At 40.8% G+C, this 22,111-nt stretch carries 18 protein-coding genes, 1 pseudogene and 2 riboswitches; of the genes and pseudogenes, 12 read left to right on the top strand and 7 right to left on the bottom strand.

The features are described 5' to 3' along the window. Nucleotides 1–353: 353 nt before the first annotated feature. Complete coding sequence (locus tag KFZ56_RS18815; RefSeq protein WP_222643744.1) at nucleotides 354–1,400, top strand: lactonase family protein; 1,047 nt, start codon at nucleotides 354–356, stop codon at nucleotides 1,398–1,400. A gap of 128 nt (nucleotides 1,401–1,528) precedes the next feature. On the opposite strand, the gene KFZ56_RS18810 is transcribed toward KFZ56_RS18815, so the two are convergent. From KFZ56_RS18810 to KFZ56_RS19760, 3 genes and pseudogenes are all read right to left on the bottom strand, one after another. Then, on the bottom strand, nucleotides 1,529–2,572 hold the full coding sequence (locus KFZ56_RS18810; protein ID WP_222643743.1) for a C45 family autoproteolytic acyltransferase/hydrolase: 1,044 nt from the start codon (nucleotides 2,570–2,572) through the stop codon (nucleotides 1,529–1,531). Between the two features lie 237 nt (nucleotides 2,573–2,809). Next, nucleotides 2,810–3,031: a heavy-metal-associated domain-containing protein gene (locus tag KFZ56_RS18805; protein WP_222643742.1), complete on the bottom strand. Its 222-nt coding sequence runs from the start codon at nucleotides 3,029–3,031 to the stop codon at nucleotides 2,810–2,812. A gap of 115 nt (nucleotides 3,032–3,146) precedes the next feature. Then, nucleotides 3,147–3,949 (bottom strand): annotated as a pseudogene (locus tag KFZ56_RS19760) (cytochrome c oxidase assembly protein). 233 nt (nucleotides 3,950–4,182) lie between these two features. On the opposite strand from KFZ56_RS19760, the gene KFZ56_RS18790 reads away from it, so the two are divergent. From KFZ56_RS18790 to yhbH, 8 genes are all read left to right on the top strand, one after another. After that, complete coding sequence (locus KFZ56_RS18790; RefSeq protein ID WP_222643739.1) at nucleotides 4,183–4,770, top strand: DeoR family transcriptional regulator; 588 nt, start codon at nucleotides 4,183–4,185, stop codon at nucleotides 4,768–4,770. 63 nt (nucleotides 4,771–4,833) lie between these two features. Continuing rightward, complete coding sequence (locus KFZ56_RS18785; RefSeq protein WP_222643738.1) at nucleotides 4,834–6,483, top strand: copper resistance protein CopC; 1,650 nt, start codon at nucleotides 4,834–4,836, stop codon at nucleotides 6,481–6,483. A gap of 52 nt (nucleotides 6,484–6,535) precedes the next feature. Then, nucleotides 6,536–7,171 (top strand): YcnI family copper-binding membrane protein, encoded by a 636-nt coding sequence (locus KFZ56_RS18780; protein WP_222643737.1) that lies wholly within the window; start codon nucleotides 6,536–6,538, stop codon nucleotides 7,169–7,171. A 193-nt stretch (nucleotides 7,172–7,364) separates the two neighbouring features. Next, entirely contained in the window at nucleotides 7,365–7,826 is a 462-nt protein-coding gene (locus KFZ56_RS18775; protein WP_222643736.1) for an OsmC family protein, read from the top strand. A 78-nt stretch (nucleotides 7,827–7,904) separates the two neighbouring features. Next, nucleotides 7,905–7,983: riboswitch (ZMP/ZTP riboswitch) on the top strand. A gap of 120 nt (nucleotides 7,984–8,103) precedes the next feature. Next, a riboswitch (glycine riboswitch) is annotated at nucleotides 8,104–8,183 on the top strand. A 208-nt stretch (nucleotides 8,184–8,391) separates the two neighbouring features. Then, nucleotides 8,392–9,486, top strand: a complete 1,095-nt coding sequence (gene serC / locus KFZ56_RS18770; RefSeq protein ID WP_222643735.1) for a 3-phosphoserine/phosphohydroxythreonine transaminase — start codon at nucleotides 8,392–8,394, stop codon at nucleotides 9,484–9,486. A 1-nt stretch (nucleotide 9,487) separates the two neighbouring features. After that, nucleotides 9,488–10,687, top strand: coding sequence for a phosphoglycerate dehydrogenase (locus KFZ56_RS18765; protein ID WP_222643734.1), 1,200 nt, complete (start codon nucleotides 9,488–9,490; stop codon nucleotides 10,685–10,687). Between the two features lie 317 nt (nucleotides 10,688–11,004). Continuing rightward, the gene (locus tag KFZ56_RS18760) at nucleotides 11,005–12,918 is read left to right on the top strand and encodes an ATP-dependent protease PrkA (RefSeq protein ID WP_222643733.1); all 1,914 of its coding nucleotides are present in this window, start codon (nucleotides 11,005–11,007) and stop codon (nucleotides 12,916–12,918) included. Between the two features lie 112 nt (nucleotides 12,919–13,030). After that, a complete protein-coding gene (gene yhbH, locus KFZ56_RS18755; protein ID WP_222643732.1) occupies nucleotides 13,031–14,188 on the top strand; it encodes a sporulation protein YhbH in 1,158 nt (385 codons plus the stop codon). 102 nt (nucleotides 14,189–14,290) lie between these two features. On the opposite strand, the gene ymzB is transcribed toward yhbH, so the two are convergent. Beyond that, nucleotides 14,291–14,674 (bottom strand): protein YmzB, encoded by a 384-nt coding sequence (ymzB, locus tag KFZ56_RS18750; RefSeq protein WP_222643731.1) that lies wholly within the window; start codon nucleotides 14,672–14,674, stop codon nucleotides 14,291–14,293. 205 nt (nucleotides 14,675–14,879) lie between these two features. Here ymzB and KFZ56_RS18745 point away from each other — a divergent pair, with 205 nt between their 5' ends. The 3 genes from KFZ56_RS18745 to KFZ56_RS18735 all read left to right on the top strand — a co-directional run bounded on the left by KFZ56_RS18745 (nucleotide 14,880) and on the right by KFZ56_RS18735 (nucleotide 18,323). Next, nucleotides 14,880–16,280, top strand: coding sequence for a SpoVR family protein (locus tag KFZ56_RS18745; RefSeq protein ID WP_222644059.1), 1,401 nt, complete (start codon nucleotides 14,880–14,882; stop codon nucleotides 16,278–16,280). A gap of 151 nt (nucleotides 16,281–16,431) precedes the next feature. After that, a complete protein-coding gene (locus KFZ56_RS18740; protein ID WP_255585242.1) occupies nucleotides 16,432–17,064 on the top strand; it encodes a YpjP family protein in 633 nt (210 codons plus the stop codon). A 59-nt stretch (nucleotides 17,065–17,123) separates the two neighbouring features. After that, on the top strand, nucleotides 17,124–18,323 hold the full coding sequence (locus KFZ56_RS18735; RefSeq protein WP_255585241.1) for a DUF6688 domain-containing protein: 1,200 nt from the start codon (nucleotides 17,124–17,126) through the stop codon (nucleotides 18,321–18,323). Between the two features lie 690 nt (nucleotides 18,324–19,013). Here the strand turns inward: KFZ56_RS18735 and KFZ56_RS18730 are convergent. From KFZ56_RS18730 to KFZ56_RS18720, 3 genes are all read right to left on the bottom strand, one after another. Continuing rightward, nucleotides 19,014–20,240 carry a dicarboxylate/amino acid:cation symporter gene (locus KFZ56_RS18730; RefSeq protein ID WP_222643730.1) on the bottom strand — a complete coding sequence of 409 codons (1,227 nt, stop codon included), beginning with the start codon at nucleotides 20,238–20,240 and terminating at the stop codon, nucleotides 19,014–19,016. Nucleotides 20,241–20,645: 405 nt separating this feature from the next. Then, on the bottom strand, nucleotides 20,646–21,251 hold the full coding sequence (locus tag KFZ56_RS18725; RefSeq protein WP_222643729.1) for an ABC-2 transporter permease: 606 nt from the start codon (nucleotides 21,249–21,251) through the stop codon (nucleotides 20,646–20,648). Next, nucleotides 21,244–22,110: an ABC transporter ATP-binding protein gene (locus KFZ56_RS18720; RefSeq protein ID WP_222643728.1), complete on the bottom strand. Its 867-nt coding sequence runs from the start codon at nucleotides 22,108–22,110 to the stop codon at nucleotides 21,244–21,246. Before KFZ56_RS18720 ends, KFZ56_RS18725 begins: the two co-directional genes overlap by 8 nt. Nucleotide 22,111 lies beyond the last annotated feature (1 nt).

The following is a 22,111-nucleotide window of genomic DNA, read 5'->3' as shown; positions in this document are numbered from 1 at the left end:
AAAGTAATTCCTTTTTTAATTGTGAACATAGTGTGACGATGCTTTTTAAAGTTGTAATATGCGGATTTAATAAGGTAATAACGAGGGGTTATTCTCAATTATGTTTTATATTCTCAATTAATCGACATCTTATTAATATAAAGTAATTTCTGAATGTGATGGAGGATGAAGGCAGCTGCTGCCCTCGTATCGGATCGATTACAAAAGGGGAAATTAGTGATCATTTCTCGTTCGTTTCTCCATTTTTAACCAGTGACAGGCTCTTCATTGGACACCGATTTCAGGGTTATGAGACTATATAGATGTGTTTCAAATTCGAACATCGAGGATCATTTCAAGAAAGGAAGGAAAAAATGGGAAAAAAATATATTGGTTTTGCTGGTACATATACACGCCAGAGTAGTGAAGGGATATATGGGTTTGTGCTTGATACAGAAGCTGGATCGCTAAATGAAGTCCAAGTTGCAGCAAAAGTAGGTAGTCCGACATATCTGACAATGAGTGAGGATAATCGTTATTTATATTCGGTTGCCCAAGATGGGAATTTAGGAGGGGTTGCTGCATTTGACATCGATAAGGAAACAGGTGCGCTCGAGCCTATCAACAGAGAGCTTAAAGAAGGAGCGCCGCCATGTCACCTTGACATATTTCAAAACGAACTCGTTACCGCAAACTACCACGAGGGCACAGTAGAATTATCCCGCGTTAACGGGCAAGGAGCTGTGGAACCGGTCTCTTCTAAAATCCAGGACGATGGAAATGGGCCGCATAAACGCCAGGAAAAGCCACATATGCATTATGCGGGTTATACACCTGATGGTAACTATGTCATAACAGCAGATCTTGGAACAGATGAACTTAAGACATATCAAGTCGAGAATGGTAAACTTATCCATGCTCATACGTTCCATACAGAACCAGGGAGCGGACCACGCCATATTGAGTTCCATCCATCAGGAAATACAGCATATTTAATCACAGAACTGAGTTCAGAGGTCATTGTGCTTGATTACAACGCAGATCAAGGCAGCTTCGTGCAGAAACAATCCATTCGAGCTATTCCGGCTGATTTTCATGAAACAAATGACGCTAGTGCGATCCATATTTCTTCAGATGGCAGGTTCCTCTATACAGGCAATCGCGGTCATAATAGTATTACGGTGTTTCAGGTCGATGAGCAAAGCAAAGAACTTACCTTTGTTGAATATACCCCAACAGGCGGCGCTTGGCCACGTGATTTTGTACTTGATCCAAGTGAAGCGTTTATAATAGCATCGAATCAACACACAGGGAATCTTGTGTTATTCTCCCGTGATGCGGAAACAGGTAGACTCACGCAGCTAAACTCCACCGTCGATGTCCCTGAAGCGGTTTGTGTGAAGTTTTTGGCAGACGAATAAAGAGGAAGGTCTTGCTTTAAAAATATGAAATTGTGATAGAGAGGGGGAGCCCTCTCTATTTTATTACCGCTTGATCGACTTTCTAAGGGGCAAATGAAAATAGTAGGAAGCCAATAGTCTATTTCCATCTATTCCATATTGACAAATGGCGCAGGATAATCAAGTTCGCCTTTGATTTGTTTAACGTTCACATTCTCACCTCGGAGCCACTTGGAAAAGTCGAAAATGACCGGCTTTCGATCCGGACCGATGACGAACCAAGCTTTCCTTTCTTTTGGAAAATAAGTTGACGTGTGAATCGTTCCGGCTGCTGCATCGTATTTATTTGAAAAGACGCCATAATCAGGGTCGTTCATTACTTTGAAAGACTGATAAGGGTTGGTAGCGTATTTTTGTTGGTCTTGTATGGTTTGTTCCCGCTGACGGGTTTCATCCTGACGATAACGATTTTCTTCATGTAGTAAATGAAAATGGTTCGTACATACATTGGATTTCCGTACTTCGACTTGTCTTGGTGAAGCTTCAACGACATAGGATTGGCCGGCAGGGTCTAAAAGAACATAGCTAAAGGAATTTCTGTGCGGAATTTCCCTAAGTAAGGAAATTGCCTCATAGACGTTCTTGCACGTTTCTAAAATGAGACGACCTATCATATTGCATAGAAATCCATCTCCTGATTTTTTGCTATGGGTGAAATTATATCCCATCACAAGTCCTTTCTCGTTCATCCCATCAATTCGCCCGGTGATCTGCATGGATGGTCCGATAAATGCATATCCTTGATCTGTCGGCTCATATAGCATATAACGGCCTTCGTATCCCTTCGGATGGCTATCGTAATTACGGACCATGAAATTAGGATCGGTAAAAATAGAACATCCGCTGCGAGTATATTCCAGGTAATAACCGCCAAATAAACGAAATGCATCCTCCATATCCATTTGAAGCGCATCGGCAAGTCCGCGGATTTCATGTAGGATGGCTGGTGCAAATGTTGTCATAATCGCTTTATATGTTTTGGAATCGATGATAAAGTGACGGTCTTTCTTTGGCCCCCATTGTTTTTCGCGATTCGGTAAAATAGGCGAATCTCTGAGAAGCTCACCTTGAAAATAACCGAAGTCATAATGGGTTCCCCGATATTGAACGACATCACTGTAAAATTGTTTCATATTACTCATTCCTCTTTTGATTGCTATTGTCAGTGTACCGTATGTTGCCATTTAAATAAATGAATTGTGTACGTTGCGATCTTTCAGCCGCTTTAAGATGTCTAGCGGTAAGCATGAAGCATATGGGCGATTTTTTGGTTTACGGCTTTTGCTAATTGCCAATAATGAAAGCAAAACTCCCCTTTGTATGGATATTTCTTGTTCATACAAAGGGGAGTTACTTTAAATATATATTTATTATTTAGCAGTTCGCTTTGCGTCAAATCCAACTTCACCGATCTCCTCGATAATATCGGAAATGTCGATCAGCCCTTTATCGAATTTTACGCGGCCTTTTTCGGTTTTATAATCCACGCTTATTAGGTTTACGCCATTCATTTTAGCAATGGCTTTCTCCACTTTGGACGGACAATGAACGCAATGCATACCTTTAATGTCTAAGTAAACGGTTTCTGTCAAACAAGTCACCACCTTCAACAATGTTTACTCCATCTTATTCCATATAAAACTGATTTAGAACGAAGAAAAATGCGCTGTATTGTCCCTGCATTCCCCAAAAGGCTTTTGATATCTTTTATTGCTGTATTTTATTACCAAGACGCAATGAAAATACTATTCCGAATTTATGTATTCCTAACATAAATATTCCTGCCATTAATTGATCAAATTCCGTATTGAAGGGAGAAGGAAGTAACTGAAAAGCTCCATTTTCGGGAGGTACGCAGAGCTTTGATGTGATTTGGTTAAGAAAGGGATTATTCATACCATCGGTTAAAGCAGTTAGCGTGAACAATACACATGCTGGCATTAATAGGATTCCACTTCGAAAGGCATAACGTTTCATTTGTTTTCCATGCAATCGCTGCTTTACGTCAGGAGATGTAATTGGCCACCATATACTAAAAGATAGAAGGAACAACAGGAATAGATATCCATTTTGAATGAGGGCGTTCTGTGAAAGTATGTCTAATACGAAGGGTAAATGATACAGTAGGAATAAGGCAGTGAAAATATAGAGAGCCATCTTAGGGCGTAACAGTGGTTTACTTCCTTTTTTATCATTGGAAGTTGGTAGACTTGTTTAAAGATAGAATCCGGAATTCCCAGTAAAATAAGAGGTGGAATAATAAAATAAAGCAAGCTCATTTGTATCATATGTAAACTAAATGAAAGATGGCTTATTGTTGCTAGTGGACTTCCGCTTGCTAAGTACCATAATCCCAAGCCAAGAAAAAAGAGAAATGGTTGCAAATGAGTCAACGGTATCCTTGTATCTCGTTTGATGAAGAAACTATATAGAACAGCTATACAAGTAAGTCCCACTACTAAAGGAATATTCCATGATGATTGATCTTCAAGAAGTATCTTGATAAACATGCATTCCCTCCTTGTTTTCGATTCGCTTTTATTCCTTTTTTATCATCTATAATATGTTGGACATTGCTCATTTATAACAATTGGTTATAAATGAAAAGATTTATTTAAGATAAGGCTGTCATCTTGCTTCCTTTTCACAAAATATTCATTAATAATTACCTGAAGGAATATATTTATGTTACTATTTGAGTAGTATTGTTATAAAATAACAAAATATAATATGGGGGGAAAATATGTTACCACTGGAAAGGCAACATCGCATAAAAGCGTTGATTCAAGAAAAAAAAAGCATGAAAATAGCAGAATTGAGTGCGTTGCTTGGCGTTTCCGAAATGACCGTTCATCGGGATTTAAAGCCAATGATCGATGAGAAGCTGGTTATGAAGACGTTCGGGGGCGTCACTTTAGTCAATGCATATACAAATCAGCCCGCCAATTTCGAAGCTTGTGTGTTTTGCAGTCGTAACGCTAATGAAAGGTTGGCGTATCGGCTCATCTTGTCTGATAACAAAAATGAAATCACTTGTTGTGCACATTGTGGACTGCTCCGTCACAGACAGCTTGGTGATGAAGTCATACAAGCGATCTGCCCTGATTTCTTTATGCAAACAACCATTAGTGCCCCTTTAGCCTGGTATGTGATGGATACATCCATACAAATAGGATGTTGTACGCCGCAGGTATTACCATTTGAATGTAAAGAACACGCCGATAATTTTGTTAAGGGGTTTGGTGGAAAAGTGTATACCTTTAATGAAGCTATAGAAGTCATTTACCAAAAAATGAAGGGGCATGATCAAGGTTGCAGTAAACACCATTAGTCGAAATGCCTCATTGGTTAAGGAGCGCAACAAGGGTAGAAAAGTGAAGAAAGGAGGCAGATGATGGATAAGCAGTCAATTATGTACGAAGGTAAAGCACTTGGTAGTGTGTCAAAGCAAAAAGAATTATCCCGTGTGGTAATAGTCGCCGTATTATTCATCGGCTTTTGGCTTGTTTTCCTGCAAACGCCAACGGTTGAAGCGCATTCCAGTTTATTGGAGACTGTCCCGGAAGAAAGAGTAGTAACAGATTCTCCCCCTTCATCTCTAAAGTTGCGCTTTAACGAGCCGATAGAACAGGATTTGGCAAATGTTACCGTTTATGACTGGAATGCGAACCCCGTTTTTACAGGTCAGCCGGACGGGGACCGTGAGCGATCAGAGCTCTTGGAGTTCTCACTCCCTGAAATGGAAGAGGGGACGTATACGGTGAATTGGAGTGTTGTCTCATTGGATGGCCATCCTGTGAGTGGATCCTATATTTTTGCTGTAGGTGAAGCAACAGAGGGCGGAACCAAATCAGTCGATGAGTCGGACGATTCATCCGCATTTCTAATAGCAGCACGCACATTGGTAGAAGGATTGTTATTAATTGGAGCGGGGTTGTATTGGTTTGCATGGTTAGCCCAGAAGCGGCAATTCCCCGGGTTTGGAATGTTACGAAAAACCGGACGCCGAACTGGGGCTATCCTTTTAATTGCTGGGACGATTGCTGAATTTGTTGCATATATTACGTCCCTTCCTGCTGGTCTTTTTCAAACAATGATGGATGGCAGGTGGGATTTAATACTCCATTTTCCATTTCTAATGATGCTAGTTGTACAATTGTTTTTCCTTATCTTGCTTATCATTCCAGGCATGGTTCAAGGTTGGTATTTGGCCTTATGGTTTTTGCTTGCGATTACCCCATCCTTTGGTGGTCACGTTTGGGGGATGGAACTCCCATTTGTTGGTTTGGTTCCACGAATCGTTCACCAACTAGCGGTTGCCTTGTGGCTGGGAGGATTAAGTTATTTAATTCTACTCCTCATTTGGAATAGAAAGCAGCATACGGATACTTCTTTCAAGTTATTTCGACCATTTTTTGTGAGAAGGATGATGGTAGCTACGGGATTGGTTGTCTTATCCGGCGTGACTATGGTCTTTCTTCAGACGAGTTGGACTGCGGTCGTTACTGAATGGGTGAGTTGGAGCAGTTTGTTATTTATCAAAATAGTATTTACCATCCTTATGTTAAGTCTAGCATTATTTCAAACATTAAAATGGAAAAAGCAAAAAGGTTTCTTTACGTCACGTATTGTTCGAGTAGAATGGGTTATTGGTTTGACAGTCATTTTTGCTGGTGTGTGGATGAGTCAGATAAATTATCCGATCGCAGTTCAATCATATGATAATACATTGATCACAGAGCAAGCAGAAGCAGACGTTCACATTGACAATCTACAAACAGGGGAGCAGCAAATGCATATTGATATTTCGCCATTAGAAGGGGAAAATCCAGAACGGGTAACAGTCGATATATCGATGCCGGATCATGGAATGAGTTCAGGCCCATTTGAGGCGGAGAAGGTTGATTCTGACTATTACCAAGTGGATTTACCATTCTCCATGTCTGGAAGTTGGCATGTATCCATTCGTGCTGAATACGAGGAAGAGGAGGTGAAAGAATGGGAAGATGATGTATTTATTACCACATCAGATGATAATTCATAGAGACGTTAAGCATCGATGATGAGATAATGATGAATAATGGAGGTAGAAATAAATGCTAAAAAAAGAAAGATGGATGGTGCCGTTATTGACAGTGGCCTTTTTATTTCTGATGACATCTGTCGTAGATGCTCATGTAACGGTAGACCCCAGTGAAAGTACAACAAATGCCTACGAAAAATATACGGTACGTGTTCCTGTAGAGAAGGATATTAACACAACAGAAGTGACCCTAGAAATTCCGGAGGATGTCGATTTTGTTTCGATTTTGCCAATGGCAGAATGGGATTATGAATTAGAAAGAGGAGAAGATGAACAAATAACATCCGTAACCTGGTCGGCAAGCGACGAAGGAATAGCCCCGAATGAATTCATAGAATTTGCCTTTATCGGGGCAAATCCCAGTGAGTCAGGGGAAGTTAGCTGGAAAGCTTTACAAACATATGAAGATGACTCTGTTGTAGAATGGGTTGGTCCTCCTGATTCCGAGGAACCTGCTTCCGTGACAACAATCGAAGAAGGGGACGCGGTTGCACCACATGGAGATAGTGATGAAACCAGTTCAAGCGAAACGGAACAAGAAGATGTGCAACAAACTTCGGAATCCGGATCCGCCAATTGGGTACCTATTTTATTGTCGGCAGTAGCAGTTCTATTGGCGCTAATAAGCTTATTTCGGAAACGAACATAAATGAAAGGAGGAAAAGCAATTTATATATAGACGTTGCTTTTCCTTTTTCATTCACCAAATAAATAAATTTTGTCTATTGCTGCTATTTTAGACACTTTTGCTCAATATTTCACAATTTATCCATACTAATTCCTTACAGCAGCTGTTATCCTAAATAGGAGAGAATAAATAGCATAAGGAGATGTTATTTGTTATGGCAAAATCATTATTTAAATCAACAGCTCATTTACAAGATGGGTTGCAGGTTAAGGCAAATAGTAGAGAGTTTTCTCTAACAATTGATGAACCGGAACAGCTAGGGGGGACGAATAGTGGCATGAATCCGGTTGAATTGATACTAGCTGCTTTAGGTGCCTGTCAAGCTATTACAGCGCGCACATATGCCGACCAGTTTAACATCAGACTCGATGACTTTTGGGTTGAAGTAGAAGGTACACTTGATACGGACGGGTTTATGAATAAATCAGATATTCGCCCGGGATATAGTGATGTGGCCTACAATATTCACATGAAAACAGATGCCCCGAGAAGTAAAGTAGAAGAATTTGTGTCGTTTATTGAAAGAACTTGCCCGGTTGGCGATACGATTGCGAATTCGGTTGATGTTAAGCTAAACGATATCGTTATGGAAGAGACAGATAAAGAATTCATTTAACATCTCATTAAAACATCCATTACCGCTTGAAGATTACGGATGACTTTGGTAATATAAATATATGAAATTTAACGAATAAAGGCCATGTGTAACTGGCGAACGCGGATAACCGCGAGGGAGCACATGGTAGCCATTGTCGTTCGCCTGGGCAGAGGTAAGGGGAGTAAATTCCCTTGCCTCTTTGCGTTATTAGGAGGGTGAATGAATTGGGCATAAATGTTTTTAGCATTTAAAATAGAATAACAAGGCTATGATTGTTGTGGGTTACACTATAACAGGAGCAGCTTCTGGAGAGGATGCAAGCACATTGCACGCCGAAGGGTTCAAAATCTCAGGCAAAAGGACAGAAGAATAACAAATGTGTATTTGTTATATCTTTTGATATTGGTGAGATTGGGGCCCCGGGGCTTCAGTCTCTTTTTTATACTTGTTGAAGCTGAGCCCTAAGGATGCGCACCCACCCGAACGGCGAAGGAGGTTGTCACAATGTCGAAGTCTCTATTTTTTGTGTTACCAGCAACAAACGTTTTTTAGAAAACAACTTACCATGAAAGGATGTGATGATTTGAAAAGGGTGTTTAATTTTTCAGCGGGGCCATCGATGCTTCCGCTTCCAGTATTAAAGAAAGCTCAGGAGGAGTTAGTGAACTATAGGAATTCGGGCATGTCTGTGATGGAATTAAGTCATCGTTCAGGTTTGTTTACGGATATTATTACCGAAGCGGAACGATTGCTGCGCGAATTGATGGAAATTCCAAACAATTACAACGTACTTTTCCTTCAAGGAGGGGCCTCCCAGCAATTTGCCATGGTGCCGTTGAATTTGTTAACGAAAAATGGCAAAGCGGACTATGTCAATACTGGATCCTGGTCAAAGAAAGCGATCCAAGAGGCACAGAAATACGGTGATATTCGTGTCATTGCATCATCGGAAGAAGCTAATTTCACCTATATTCCAGAAGTTGATAGGTCTATGATCGACCCGGAAGCCGATTATGTGCATATCACAACAAATAACACCATTGAGGGGACCGCTTATGCAACTATCCCGGATACCGGTGATGTACCGCTTGTCGCGGATATGTCTTCCAACATACTATCATCGGAAATTGATGTGTCCAAATTTGGCTTGATTTATGCCGGGGCACAAAAAAATATCGCCCCCGCTGGCTTGACTGTTATTATTATTCGAGAAGATTTAATTGGCCATGCAGCCGCAACTTGCCCAGCTATGCTTCATTATAAAACACATCGTGATAGTGGTTCGTTATACAATACGCCGCCTACATATGGAATCTATATGGCGAAGCTCGTATTTGAATGGCTGAAGGAACGAGGGGGCTTGAAGGAAATGGAAAAAAGAAACCAGGAGAAAGCAGCCCTTTTGTATGATGCGCTCGAGGAATCTTCCGTGTTTCAATCTCCAGTCCGAAAAGACAGCCGTTCATGGATGAACATTCCTTTTGTTTCCCATTCTGCAGATGTAGATGCTGCTTTTATCAAAGAAGCACAAGCGAAAGGGCTGGAGACATTAAAAGGCCATCGTTCTGTTGGAGGGATGCGTGCCAGTATTTATAATGCCATGCCACTAGAAGGTGTTCAGACCTTGGTTACATTTATAAAGGATTTTGAAAAAACAGTGATAGAGAAGAGGAGATAGAATGAGCACAGTAACGCTGGACAAAGTGAAAACAATCAAAACGTTAAATCATATTGCAGATAGTGGACTAGCTGTATTTGAAAAGGATGCTTATACGATTGACAATGACAGTGACAATCCGGATGCGATTGTGGCTCGTAGTTATAACATGCATGAGATGGAAATCGGGGATAATGTAAAGGCCATTTCCCGTGCTGGAGCAGGTGTGAATAATATTCCGGTTGATGCATGTACAGAACGGGGTATTGTTGTTTTTAATACACCCGGTGCCAATGCAAATGCTGTAAAGGAACTTGTCATAACCTCATTAATGGCATCATCACGGAATTTATTCTCCGGTGTCGAATGGGTAAGGAGCTTACAAGATGAGGGGGACCAAGTTCCGAGTCTGGTAGAGGCAGGAAAGAAACAATTGGTAGGAAGTGAAATTAAAGGGAAGACATTAGGAGTTATTGGGTTAGGTGCTGTTGGAGCGCTTGTAGCAAATGACGCACTTGATTTGGATATGGATGTGATTGGTTTTGATCCGTTTATTTCAGTAAATACAGCTTGGGAGCTGTCCCGTAACGTTGGGCGGGCCATGACGATCGAAGAGGTTTTTGCAACAGCTGATTATATTACTGTTCATGTTCCATTAACAAACGATACAAAGGATATGTTCAACGCGGAAACGTTCAACGTTATGAAACCGGGCGTTCATATTTTCAATTTTTCCAGAGGAGGGCTTGTTCATGAGCAAGATATGGCAGAGGCTTTGGAAAGGGGGCAAGTAGGGAAATATATTACCGATTTTCCCAATGAACATGTGTTAAACATGAAAAATACCGTTCCCATTCCACATCTCGGTGCTTCCACGAAAGAATCAGAAGAAAACTGTGCGGTTATGGCAACGCGCCAGGTGAAAGATTTCCTGGAAACAGGCAATATCAAAAATGCGGTGAATTTCCCGGATGCCTCTATTCCTTACACTGGAAAAAGCCGGGTGACAGCTTTTCATCATAATGTTCCAAACATGGTTGCCCGTATTACGACTGCGATATCGAACAACAACTTAAATATCGCGGATATGATTAACAGAAGCCGTGGAGATTATGCGTATACGATGGTAGATATTGAAGATGACGTAGATGAAGCGACTATATCCAATCTGAAAGAAGAAATGAACGGGATCCAAGACATTGTTTCCGTGCGTGTTATATAAAAGGAGTTAAATTTTTTTAATGGGAGAAGCGGAAAACGTGTTTGTTATTGGCGTTTCTGCTTTCCTCATAGTCGTTGTTTCAATTCGATAGGTACCATTGATGCTCTGTCTTACCGGGCATCCGAAGGCATTTTGAAAGATATAAATGAGGTGGATCCCTCGTTTAATATGAGGTGTCATAATCTTGATAACAACGACTTGTTAGCCATTGATGGCAACAAGTCGTTGTTTACATATGCATAAGTAAATGATGCAAAACAGCTCCCCATTATCTAGCATTATAATCCCCCTCTTGCATAGGCTATATAAATCGTGACATGGATGGAGGGAGTATTACGGATATATTAAATAAAGTAAAGAATCACCGGGAAGAAGAGGAAAAGTTAAAGTGGGAGGGAACTTTCGCGGAGTATATGGACATTGTAAGGGAAAGGCCGGAAGTTGCCCAAACAGCCCATTCACGCGTTTATAATATGATTAAAAACTCTGGTTTAATTGAAAAAGATGGGAGAAAAATGTACAGCTTTTTCGGGGAGGCCATATTTGGGCTTGAAGAGGCTATTGAAAGGCTGGTAGAGGAGTACTTTCACCCTGCAGCAAAACGACTTGATGTCCGCAAGCGAATTTTATTATTAATGGGCCCTGTTAGTGGTGGAAAGTCGACCATTGTAACGATGCTCAAACGTGGACTTGAACAATTTTCCAGAACAGATGAAGGTGCTGTTTATGCGATTAAGGGCTGCCCGATGCATGAGGATCCGCTTCATCTCATTCCACAGCATTTACGTGAGGACTTTTTCGAGGAATATGGGATTCGGATTGAGGGTAGTTTGTCCCCACTCAATGCCATGCGGCTTGAGAAGGAATATGGAGGGCGGATTGAAGATGTGAAGGTGGAACGCATTTTCCTTTCTGAGGATAGACGTGTCGGGATTGGAACATTTACCCCTTCTGATCCGAAGTCCCAGGATATTGCTGATTTAACAGGAAGCATTGATTTTTCAACCATTGCGGAATATGGTTCGGAATCGGACCCGCGTGCGTATCGTTTTGATGGGGAGTTGAATAAGGCGAACCGTGGAATGATGGAGTTTCAGGAAATGTTGAAATGCGATGAGAAGTTCCTTTGGCATCTTCTGTCCTTGACACAAGAAGGTAATTTCAAAGCAGGGCGGTTTGCGCTCATTTCTGCTGATGAACTAATCGTGGCGCATACCAACGAGACTGAGTATCGTTCGTTTATTTCGAATAAGAAGAATGAGGCGCTTCACTCACGCATTATTGTTATGCCAATTCCTTATAATCTCAGAGTGAGTGAGGAAGAGCGGATTTATGAAAAAATGATCGGAGAAAGCGATATGAATCATGTTCATATTGCACCACATGCATTAAGAGTAGCAGCTATTTTTTCCATTTTGACAAGACTGAAGGATTCGAAAAAGCAAGGGATGGATAACGTTAAAAAAATGCGCCTATATGACGGGGAGGACATCGAGGAATTTAACCAGATTGATATGGATGAGTTACGGAATGAATTTCCCGATGAAGGCATGAATGGGATCGACCCGCGGTATGTGATTAACCGTATTTCTTCTACTATTATTAGTAAGGAGGTCCCTGCGATTAATGCGCTTGATGTGTTGCGTTCACTGAAAGAAGGACTTGAGCAGCATCCATCGATTTCAGAGGAAGATAAAGAAAATTATATGAACTATATTTCCGTTGCACGAAAAGAATATGACGAAATTGCGAAGAAAGAAGTCCAAAAAGCGTTCGTCTATTCTTATGAAGAATCAGCCAAGACATTAATGGATAACTACCTTGATAATGTAGAGGCTTATTGCAATAAGAATAAACTAAAAGATCCTTTAACAGGGGAGGAATTGAATCCGGATGAGAAATTAATGCGTTCGATTGAGGAGCAAATTGGCATCTCAGAAAATGCCAAAAAGGCCTTCAGAGAAGAAATTCTCATTCGTATCTCTGCCTATGCAAGAAAGGGTAAGCGCTTCGACTATAATTCGCATGAGCGCTTGCGGGAAGCCATTCAGAATAAATTGTTTGCGGATCTCAAAGATGTTGTTAAAATTACAACAACGTCCAAGACCCCGGATGAATCTCAACTCAAAAAAGTCAATGAAGTGATTGCTCGTTTAATCGATGAATATGGTTATAACTCCATTTCAGCAAATGAATTATTGCGGTATGTAGGAAGCTTGCTTAATCGGTAACACAAATAACAAGACTAGACTTTAGTCTTGTTATTTTATTATATCCGAAATTTTTGGCAATTCCTTTTTTGACTTCGCATAGGATAGAGAAAACAACAAAGGTGGGGATTCAATGCAGGAAGAAAATAGAAATTTCGTCGTCTCCAAGGAAGACTGGTCCCTCCATCGTAAAGGTCATCAAGATCAGCAACGACATAGTGATAAAGTAAAAGAAGCGATAAAAAATAACTTGCCTGATTTAGTTAGTGAAGAAAATATTATCATGTCTAACGGACGTGATGTTATTAAAATCCCAATCCGTTCTTTGGATGAGTACAAAATTCGTTATAATTATAATAAATCGAAACATGTAGGCCAGGGAGATGGGGATAGTGAAGTAGGCGATGTTGTTGCCAGGGGGCCAAATGAAGGAAAAAGTGGATCCGGAAATGGAAAGGCGGGAGATCAGCCTGGTGCCGATTACTATGAACAGGAGGTATCTTTAGCCGAGCTAGAAGAGATGTTATTTAAAGAACTGGAGTTACCTAACCTGCAGCAAAAGGAACAAGCTGAAATTACCACAGAAGAAATTGAATTTAATGATGTCCGCAAAAAAGGCTTGATGGGCAACATTGATAAAAAGCGCACGATTTTAGGAGCACTCAAACGAAATGCCACAGAGGGAGAAGCGAAAATTGCACCCATTCAGAATGATGATCTTCGTTTTAAAACATGGAATGATGTGGTAAAGCCGGAGTCAAAAGCAGTAGTACTTGCGATGATGGATACAAGCGCATCCATGGGTGTTTTTGAAAAATATATGGCACGAAGTTTCTTTTTCTGGATGACGAAATTTTTGCGTTCGAAATACGAATCGGTGGAAATCGATTTTATTGCACATCATACTGAAGCAAAGGTCGTATCCGAAGAGACCTTTTTCTCCAAAGGGGAAAGTGGTGGAACAAGATGTTCTTCCGCCTATCGGAAGGCATTGGAACTGATTGCGACGAAATACAATCCGCGTCGTTATAATATTTATCCTTTTCATTTTTCAGATGGTGAGAATATCGCATCGGATAATCCGACGTGTTTGGAACTTGTTGATCGGATTATGGATGCCTCAAGCATGTTTGGTTATGGTGAAGTGAACAGCTATAATAGGCCTTCAACTTTAATGAACGCATACAAAACCATCGAAAACCCCAAATTTCGTCACTATATCTTAAAACAAAACCAGGACGTCTACCACGCCATGAAAAGCTTCTTTCGAAAAGAAGAAGTAAATTCCTAATTTGACAAACTCCGGGGCGTGTCTGTCACTGTAAGACTCCCACTTCAAGCATAGAGGAAATTCGAAGTGGGAGATCAAACATTCAGTAGTGGCTCGATTCGGTCAACTAATATGCAGAGGAAGGAGAAGACTCCCCTCTGCATAAAGTTTCACTTTATACACGGCTCGGCTTGTACTAATTAAAAAAGCAGAGCCATCAAATTCATAGAGAGAAGTATCTTCAAGCGGGATTTCGTATGTTGGGGATGGAAGGGGCTGGAAGTTATTCGTTGTTGTTTCAATTTCTCCATTACCACTTAGTTGCAGCACATACGTTGATTGATAATCATCAATCCTTCTGGTGTTTATTTCATATGAAATGTCTTGTAACTGCATCCGTATTTCGTCTAAATCATCCATCTCATGCTTGGTGATTATAATATCTCTCCCGGACCACCGGCTTAGGAACTCATGAAATGCTTCAATCGATAAAAATTGCGGATTCATCGTCATCCCTCCTACTATTTAATCTCTCCATTTTCCACACACTCATACAACATATTCAAGCTAAACCAGTGGTAATATATAGCTTTGACAAACTCCGACAAAATCCGGGTGGTGCCAGGCACTGTTCGGTATTTGTTCGGTTCATGATTTGCAGTTTGGTTCATAAGTTATAAAAAGGATGTTTGGAGGGATTTGATTGTCGGAGATGAAGGAGCTTGACTATGCGATTGATGAGATTACGGAAATTGCAATCGGATTTGGACTTGATTTTTATCCGATGCGTTATGAAATTTGTCCTGCAGATATTGTGTATACATTCGGCGCGTATGGTATGCCGACGCGTTTTACCCATTGGAGTTTTGGAAAACAATTTCATAAAATGAAGTTACATTATGATCTGGGCTTGAGCCAAATATACGAACTTGTCATCAATTCCAATCCATGTTATGCATTTTTGCTTGATACAAATAGCCTTATCCAGAATAAGCTGATTGTTGCTCATGTACTCGCCCATTGTGATTTTTTCAAGAATAATATTCGTTTTTCTAATACAAGGCGCGACATGGTAGAGAGTATGACGGCGACAGCAGAACGAATCGCGAATTATGAACAGATCCACGGAAAAGAGGAAGTGGAACACTTTCTGGATGCTGTGTTGGCTATTCAAGAACATATCGACCCATCCATTGTAAGACCGAGACTCGCAAGTTATGAACTGGAGGAAGACGAGGAAGAACCAGCTGTCATCAAAACACCTTATGATGATTTATGGACCCTTGATCAAGATCCAGTAAATAAAAGGGAAAAAACGAATAAGAAAAGCAAAAAATTCCCTCCCAGCCCGGAAAAGGACCTTTTGCTCTTCATCGAGGAATATAGTCGTGAGCTTGATGATTGGCAACGTGATATTTTGACAATGATGCGCGAAGAAATGCAGTATTTCTGGCCACAGTTGGAGACGAAAATCATGAATGAAGGCTGGGCGTCTTACTGGCATCAGCGTATTTTGAGGGAAATGAACTTAACTTCCGATGAAACCATTGAATTTGCTAAGCTAAACGCCGGTGTTGTGCAACCGTCCAAGCAACAGATTAATCCATACTATTTAGGGGTGAAAATGTATGAAGACATCGAGGAGCGTTATAATCATCCAACGGAAGAAATGCGGTTACGCGGCGTTGAACCAGGCTCTGGCAGGGAGAAAATGTTCGAAGCACGGGAAATTGAATCAGATATATCATTTATCCGAAATTATTTAACCAAAAATCTTGTGAAACGGGAAGATATGTACCTTTTTGAAAAACAGGGCAGGGATTATCTTATTTCAGATAAGGATTATGAAAATGTGCGGGATCAACTTGTTTCCATGCGAGTGAATGGAGGTTTTCCGTATATAACGGTGGAAAATGGCGACTACTCGCGGAACGGTGAACTGTATTTGGTGCATAGCTATGAGGGAACAGAACTTGATTTGCACTACTTGGAAAATGTCCTTCCTTATCTATATCAATTGTGGGGACGCCCGGTGCATATGGAAACAGTTGTAGAGGATAAGCAGGTTGTTTATTTGTATGATGGCGATCAGATGAGGCGTAGACACATATAAAAGGAACGAATGGATGAAAGGCCCGAGCCGTGGTTCAAGCGGAAAGGGCCTTTACGTTTTTACAGGAAGTTAGGGATTTCTGTATAAAAGCATTACCGTTTTATAAAAAATTAAAAAATTTATAGACATGGCCCTTCAAGATGTTACAATTATGGTAGTACATAAGAGAAGGGATCACTTTGTTATGAAACGGTGGATGCGAAAAATAGCGGTTGTGCTTATTACCATTGTTACACTGGGAATGTATACTCCTCCATCCCTGTTAACCACGGATGCAGAGGACAATAAAGCACTTACAAATATCGATGATGGAATATCCGATGCAACACTAGAAACAGAAACGATTGACGATATAGATGTAACGCTGGAACCCTATAGCGAAGATTACTTTATACGTAGTCTAACAGCGAAGGCGAAAGAGCAGACACTTACGAAGCTAGGCCCGAAGATAGCAAACCAGGTTGAAGACGAATTTTATGCAGTGATTTTACCTAAAATGGAAGAAGTACTCGAAACCATTCTGCTGGATGCTGGAGAGGACACGCTTGCCTATTATGATATCACCGAACAGCCTGCTTCAGGCGACGGGGAAAGAATCTTTAACATTTACAATTACAGTGCGCAAAAGGATGTTGCCAAATTTCATGTACGTCGTGATAATCGACCATTAGAAGGGTATTGGTTCAATTTCCATTATCATTTAGATCATGATAAATTCGCGCAACATCATGAAATCGGGGAAATTTACTGGGATAAAAATATGCCGCCAAAATGGATGGCATAATGGGATAAGCACCAGGGAGCTGGTGCTTTTTTTGGTTCACTTTTATTATGGGAGGAAGAATGAGCATGTTTCTTTTGATCATCATCGTCTTAGTCGTATCTATGCTTATCTATCCATTTGTAAACATGGTCAAAAGCTTTACCAGAAATGTGGGAGAAAAAGTGGGTGTAAAGAAAATGGAGATATTTCATTTCTTTATCATTTACTTTTTGATTTTTATAGGCTTGTGGGCCAACGGGTACGGTCTGGTTGGTGGAGAGCCACTACATTATTATCAGTATACAGGTGCTTTTTTAGATGGGTACGCGTCGCTTAATGGCAGGCATATTTCTACCGTTCTTGCCTTTTTACTCCTTGGTATTCTTGCCTATTGGATGTTGAGTATACAGCTCGAGAAATTGTCACCTATTCTGTATGTCGTCTGTAGCGCTTTGCTTGTTTTAACCATTCTGTTTACAGCCGTTTATATCATGCATACTGGATTTACACATTATACGGATAGCTTCTTTTTTACTGGATTCTCCATCATTTTGCTGCAAACGGGTTTTGTTGCATTAAGTTTCTTATATATCGCGAGACTAAAAAGTGCCTTGGATTACTTTTCTGCGCGGCAGCAAGAAAGAGACCTCCATCATACAAATAGGTTTATGACTTTCCTTTATCGTATATTTTTTTCATATAGAAAAATGCCCGTTTTGTGGGTTTTCCTGTCGTTGCCGGTGCTTCTTATTATTCAATTTATGTTGCTTCTCTTTGGACAACGACCTGATAGCTTTATACGCGTTTTCTTGGATACGAGCAGTTTTAATTATTCGAATATACCTGCCCCTAAACCGGAGATGGTTGAAGGGGATGGTCATTATTTATGTACGGTTTCTGCAAGAGGCCATAAAAAATTAGTGAAGCCAGTTCGAGCTGGCGTTCGGCATGGCAATCGAATTGTTGTGAATCGCCAATTACTCATTGCCAATGCATTTGAAAATATCCTGGAAGAATATATGCCAAACTGCCATCGGGCTATTCGCATGTTTTATGATAGATATGGCTATCCACTAAGTAAGCACATTAAAACAAAGACAGCGGCGGATATGGTGTATCTTTTCATGAAACCGCTGGAATGGTTTTTCCTTTTTGTATTATATTCCGTTGATAAGAATCCGGAGAATCGAATTTGTATGCAGTATAGTGAGTTGAGAGGAAAAGGCCTGAGAACTAATATGAATGTAGAAGAGACGAAGATGCCAAAATTCCATGGATAAACGTTATCTAGTACATGGTTCCCTCGGTTTCGTCCGAACGATGTACTTGAGAGGGCGCCTCTAGTACATGATTCCTCTGGTTTCGCCGAACGATGTACTTGAGCGGGTGCTTCAAGTATATGATTCCCTCGAATTCGCTGATCGATGTACCTGAGCGGGCGCCTCAAGTACATGATTCCCTTGATCTCGCCGAACGATGTACCTGAGCGGGTGCCTCAAGTACATGATTCCCTTGATTTCGCCCGAACGATGTACCTGAGCGGGTGCCTCAAGTACATGATTCCTTCGATTACACTGGATTCATGTATTAGAGAATTCCTCTTTGGTACATGAAGAAGTATATCACGTGCGAAACTAGTTGCAGAAGAAACGTATCCGAGAGGGAATTCGCAACAAAAATAAGGTGAGGCTGGGGCAAAACAAACGTGTTTCGTTAAAAAGACGAACATTATCAAACTTAACGTAGGAAATATGCGGAGATTCCAGCGGGAGGCAAGGCATAGGTGAGACACCTAAAAACGCGGATAGCAATCTTTTTTGCGGGGAGTGCTGCCCCTCGAAGTCATTTGCAACACGAAGCGCACAAGGGGCGCTAACCAGCCGCCCTAAGGTTCGCGAAGTATATTTCCGAAGCGTTATATGTTCAGAATTTATTTGTTAAAAACACTTTTGTCCCAACCTCACCTCCATTTAACTTCCATTCATACGTTTCCTCTCTGATTTATCAATAATTGATGTACCGACTAAGTCACCGGTAATATTAAGGGCAGTGCATCCCATTCCGATTAGTGCATCGACAGAGGTAAGTAGGGCAACAGCTTCCATTGGCAGGCCTACTTGTACGAATACGGTAGCAATCATAACAATGCCCGCACCCGGGACGCCGGCTGTTCCAACAGAAGCCAATGTTCCGATCAACACAACCTGCAGCATCTCCGCAAAAGTTAATGGATCCCCAATAATATTGGCGGCAAAAACAGCGGATACGGCAATGCGCATCGCCGCTCCATCCATATTTACCGTTGCACCCAGCGGGAGGCTGAATCCATATAGACTTTTGGAAAGCCCCATGTCTCTTGCCGCATTTAATGTCAGCGGCAAGGCTCCTGAACTGCTTTGTGTAACAAAAGCGGTAATCATCGGCGTACGTACATGGGTGAAAAATGTTTTCAATGGTACGTTTGATAAAAGCATGAAAATGATATAAAAACCGACCTGTACAAGTAATGCGATATAGAGGACACCAACCATACTTCCTAGCGATAATAAGGTATCTGCACCTTGATTACCGACCGTTTCTGCAATGATGGCGAAAATACCGATAGGAATATATTGTAAGATGGCCTTCATGATATTTAACGTTGCTTCGTTTAGTCCATCAATGACTTTGTAGACAGCTTCTCCAAGCTCGCTACTAGTATCGGAAGACCGTAAAGCAGCGATTGCGATTCCGAATGCAAGCGCGGTGAAAATGATTCCCAAAAGATTTAGATCGCTGAAAGCAGCGACAATATTTTCAGGCACAATATTTAACAGAACGCTTGTGATACCAGGATTCTCCGGTACATCGAGCTCCTGATCTGTATCCAGTGTCATCCCAGTCCCCGGGGAAAAGATACTAGCAACAGCTAATCCAACGGCAATCGCCAATGCTGAAGTTAGCAAGTAATAGAGAAAAACTTTTCCGCCCATGCGCCCCAGGTTACTAATATTTGTTTGGTTTACCCCGACGATTAATGTGAATAAAATGAGCGGGATAATGAGAAACGTAAGCAAACGAAGTAAAAGATCGCCGAGTGGCGCTAGTACCGCCGCATCTTCCCCAAAGATCAATCCGACACTAATACCTAAAATCAAGGCAATTGTAATTTTTAAAATAAGCGACGCATTGATATAGCCCCTCCATATTCGCTTCATGAAACGCCCCTCCTCTACTGTAGTGTGCTTCATAATAGATTATTCATACAATAGCATTTTATTCATAGAAAATTACTTGGATTAATATGTTCTAAGATACAGTAAGTGGAGGGGGAGGGTCAAAAGGATTGCTTGTTTTTATTTATTTTCCGTAAAAAGGGGATACCAAGCAAGAGAAGGAGGATAAAGATTGCCCCCATCTAATGACCATTATTAAAACGTTTGCGCCTACTTCGTACATGCTTGTATCTTGAAAGGTGACAATCGGCGGGGCCCATATTCGTCTGGCATCATGAGGAAGCGCGCCATTGCTTGTATCAGCCTCTTATAGCAAAGAATATCGCTGGTTCTTACATTGTATATCTTGTCGGTAGTCGGGTTTCATCTTCGATAACGTATCAACCATCAAAACGCTTTTCGCTGATAAATAATTGTGGAAACTCCCCAAGATACAGCATAGAAAAACATTACAATCGCTGCTGCTCCCGTATATATAACCGGAGTGGAAAAACGATAAATCAAATCTGTTATTACTGTTACATTATCTGTCAAAAACGTTACAATAGGCGGCCCTATGCCTGCTAAAAGAATAAAGCTAATTATCACGATGTGAAGCAGATAGTCCGTTTTAAAAATATAAAACAACGGAAAGGTAAATGCAGCAAAAGCTAAGAATAAGCCACCGCCAATCGCAATGTCAGTCATCGTAAAAGATTTATTTGAAACAATTAATGCTAAACTTGTTACTCCAATACTTAAAGCCATATAAACAATAGAACCAAGATAGCGTGATGCGATAATTTCTTTACGTGTATAAGGTAAGGAGTTTAACAAGATATTCGTCTCCGCTTTGTTGTCGTAACCAAAAGTATTAAAAGGAATAAAAATACTGGCAACGAGAAAAGTCAAAGCTGGGTGGACGTCCATGATGATAAAAAATGCGACAAAAGGAATAAAGGTTAATAGCAACCACTTCTGCAGTATGATATCACGCCTGATTAGATTAAACATGATGCATACCCCCTTTCAAATAATACATAATATCTTCCAGTGATGCTTGTTCCATGACAACCGAATCCCCGAAAGTATTTTTTACTTCTCCGATATTGTCCGTTAATGCCTCAAATCCTGTTGGCGCACGATGAACTTGAACAAAAGCCCTTTCCGTATCGCGTTCCAACAGATCCATTCCCCCTTTCACGAGCGCATAGTTTTCAAACACGTCGTGAATGGATTGATTAAATACTAATTCCCCGTTCTGTATAAAAGCGATATAATCGGCGATACGATCTAAATCAGTTGTAATATGCGTGGAGAAGAAAATGGTATGATTCCCATCAAGCATGATTTCCTGCAGAAGATCCAGCAGTTCTCGTCTAAAAATAGGATCTAAGCCTGCTGTTGGCTCATCCATCATGATCAACTCTGCATGATGGGACAGGGCGATTGCCAATGATGCCTTCATTTGCATTCCTTTCGAGAACGTTTTCATTGCTTTATGTAATGGTAATTCGAATTGTTCCGCGTATTGATAAAACAATGTATCATCCCAGTTTTTGTAAGCTGGTCCAACAATATGCTTCATATCTTTTAAGTTCAGCCCTTCAAAAAATACATTGCTATCGTATACAAAGCCGATGCGTTCCTTGATCGCCTTCTCATGCGTCTTGTAGTCCAATCCAAAAAGCTTAATTTCCCCAGCATCTGGCTTTAATAGATTCATCATCATTTTTATCGTTGTCGATTTACCAGCACCATTTGCTCCAATGAAGCCCGTGACAAAGCCTCTCTTCACTTGTAAATCCATATTCTTAACGGAAAAACCTTTGAAATTTTTTGTTACCTTTTTTAAATCAACTATATTTTCCATC

Source organism: Virgibacillus sp. NKC19-3, from assembly GCF_019837165.1.
In the GTDB taxonomy this organism is placed as follows: Bacteria; Bacillota; Bacilli; order Bacillales; family Amphibacillaceae; genus Virgibacillus_L; species Virgibacillus_L saliphilus.
This window is presented reverse-complemented; position numbering and strand designations above follow the sequence as displayed.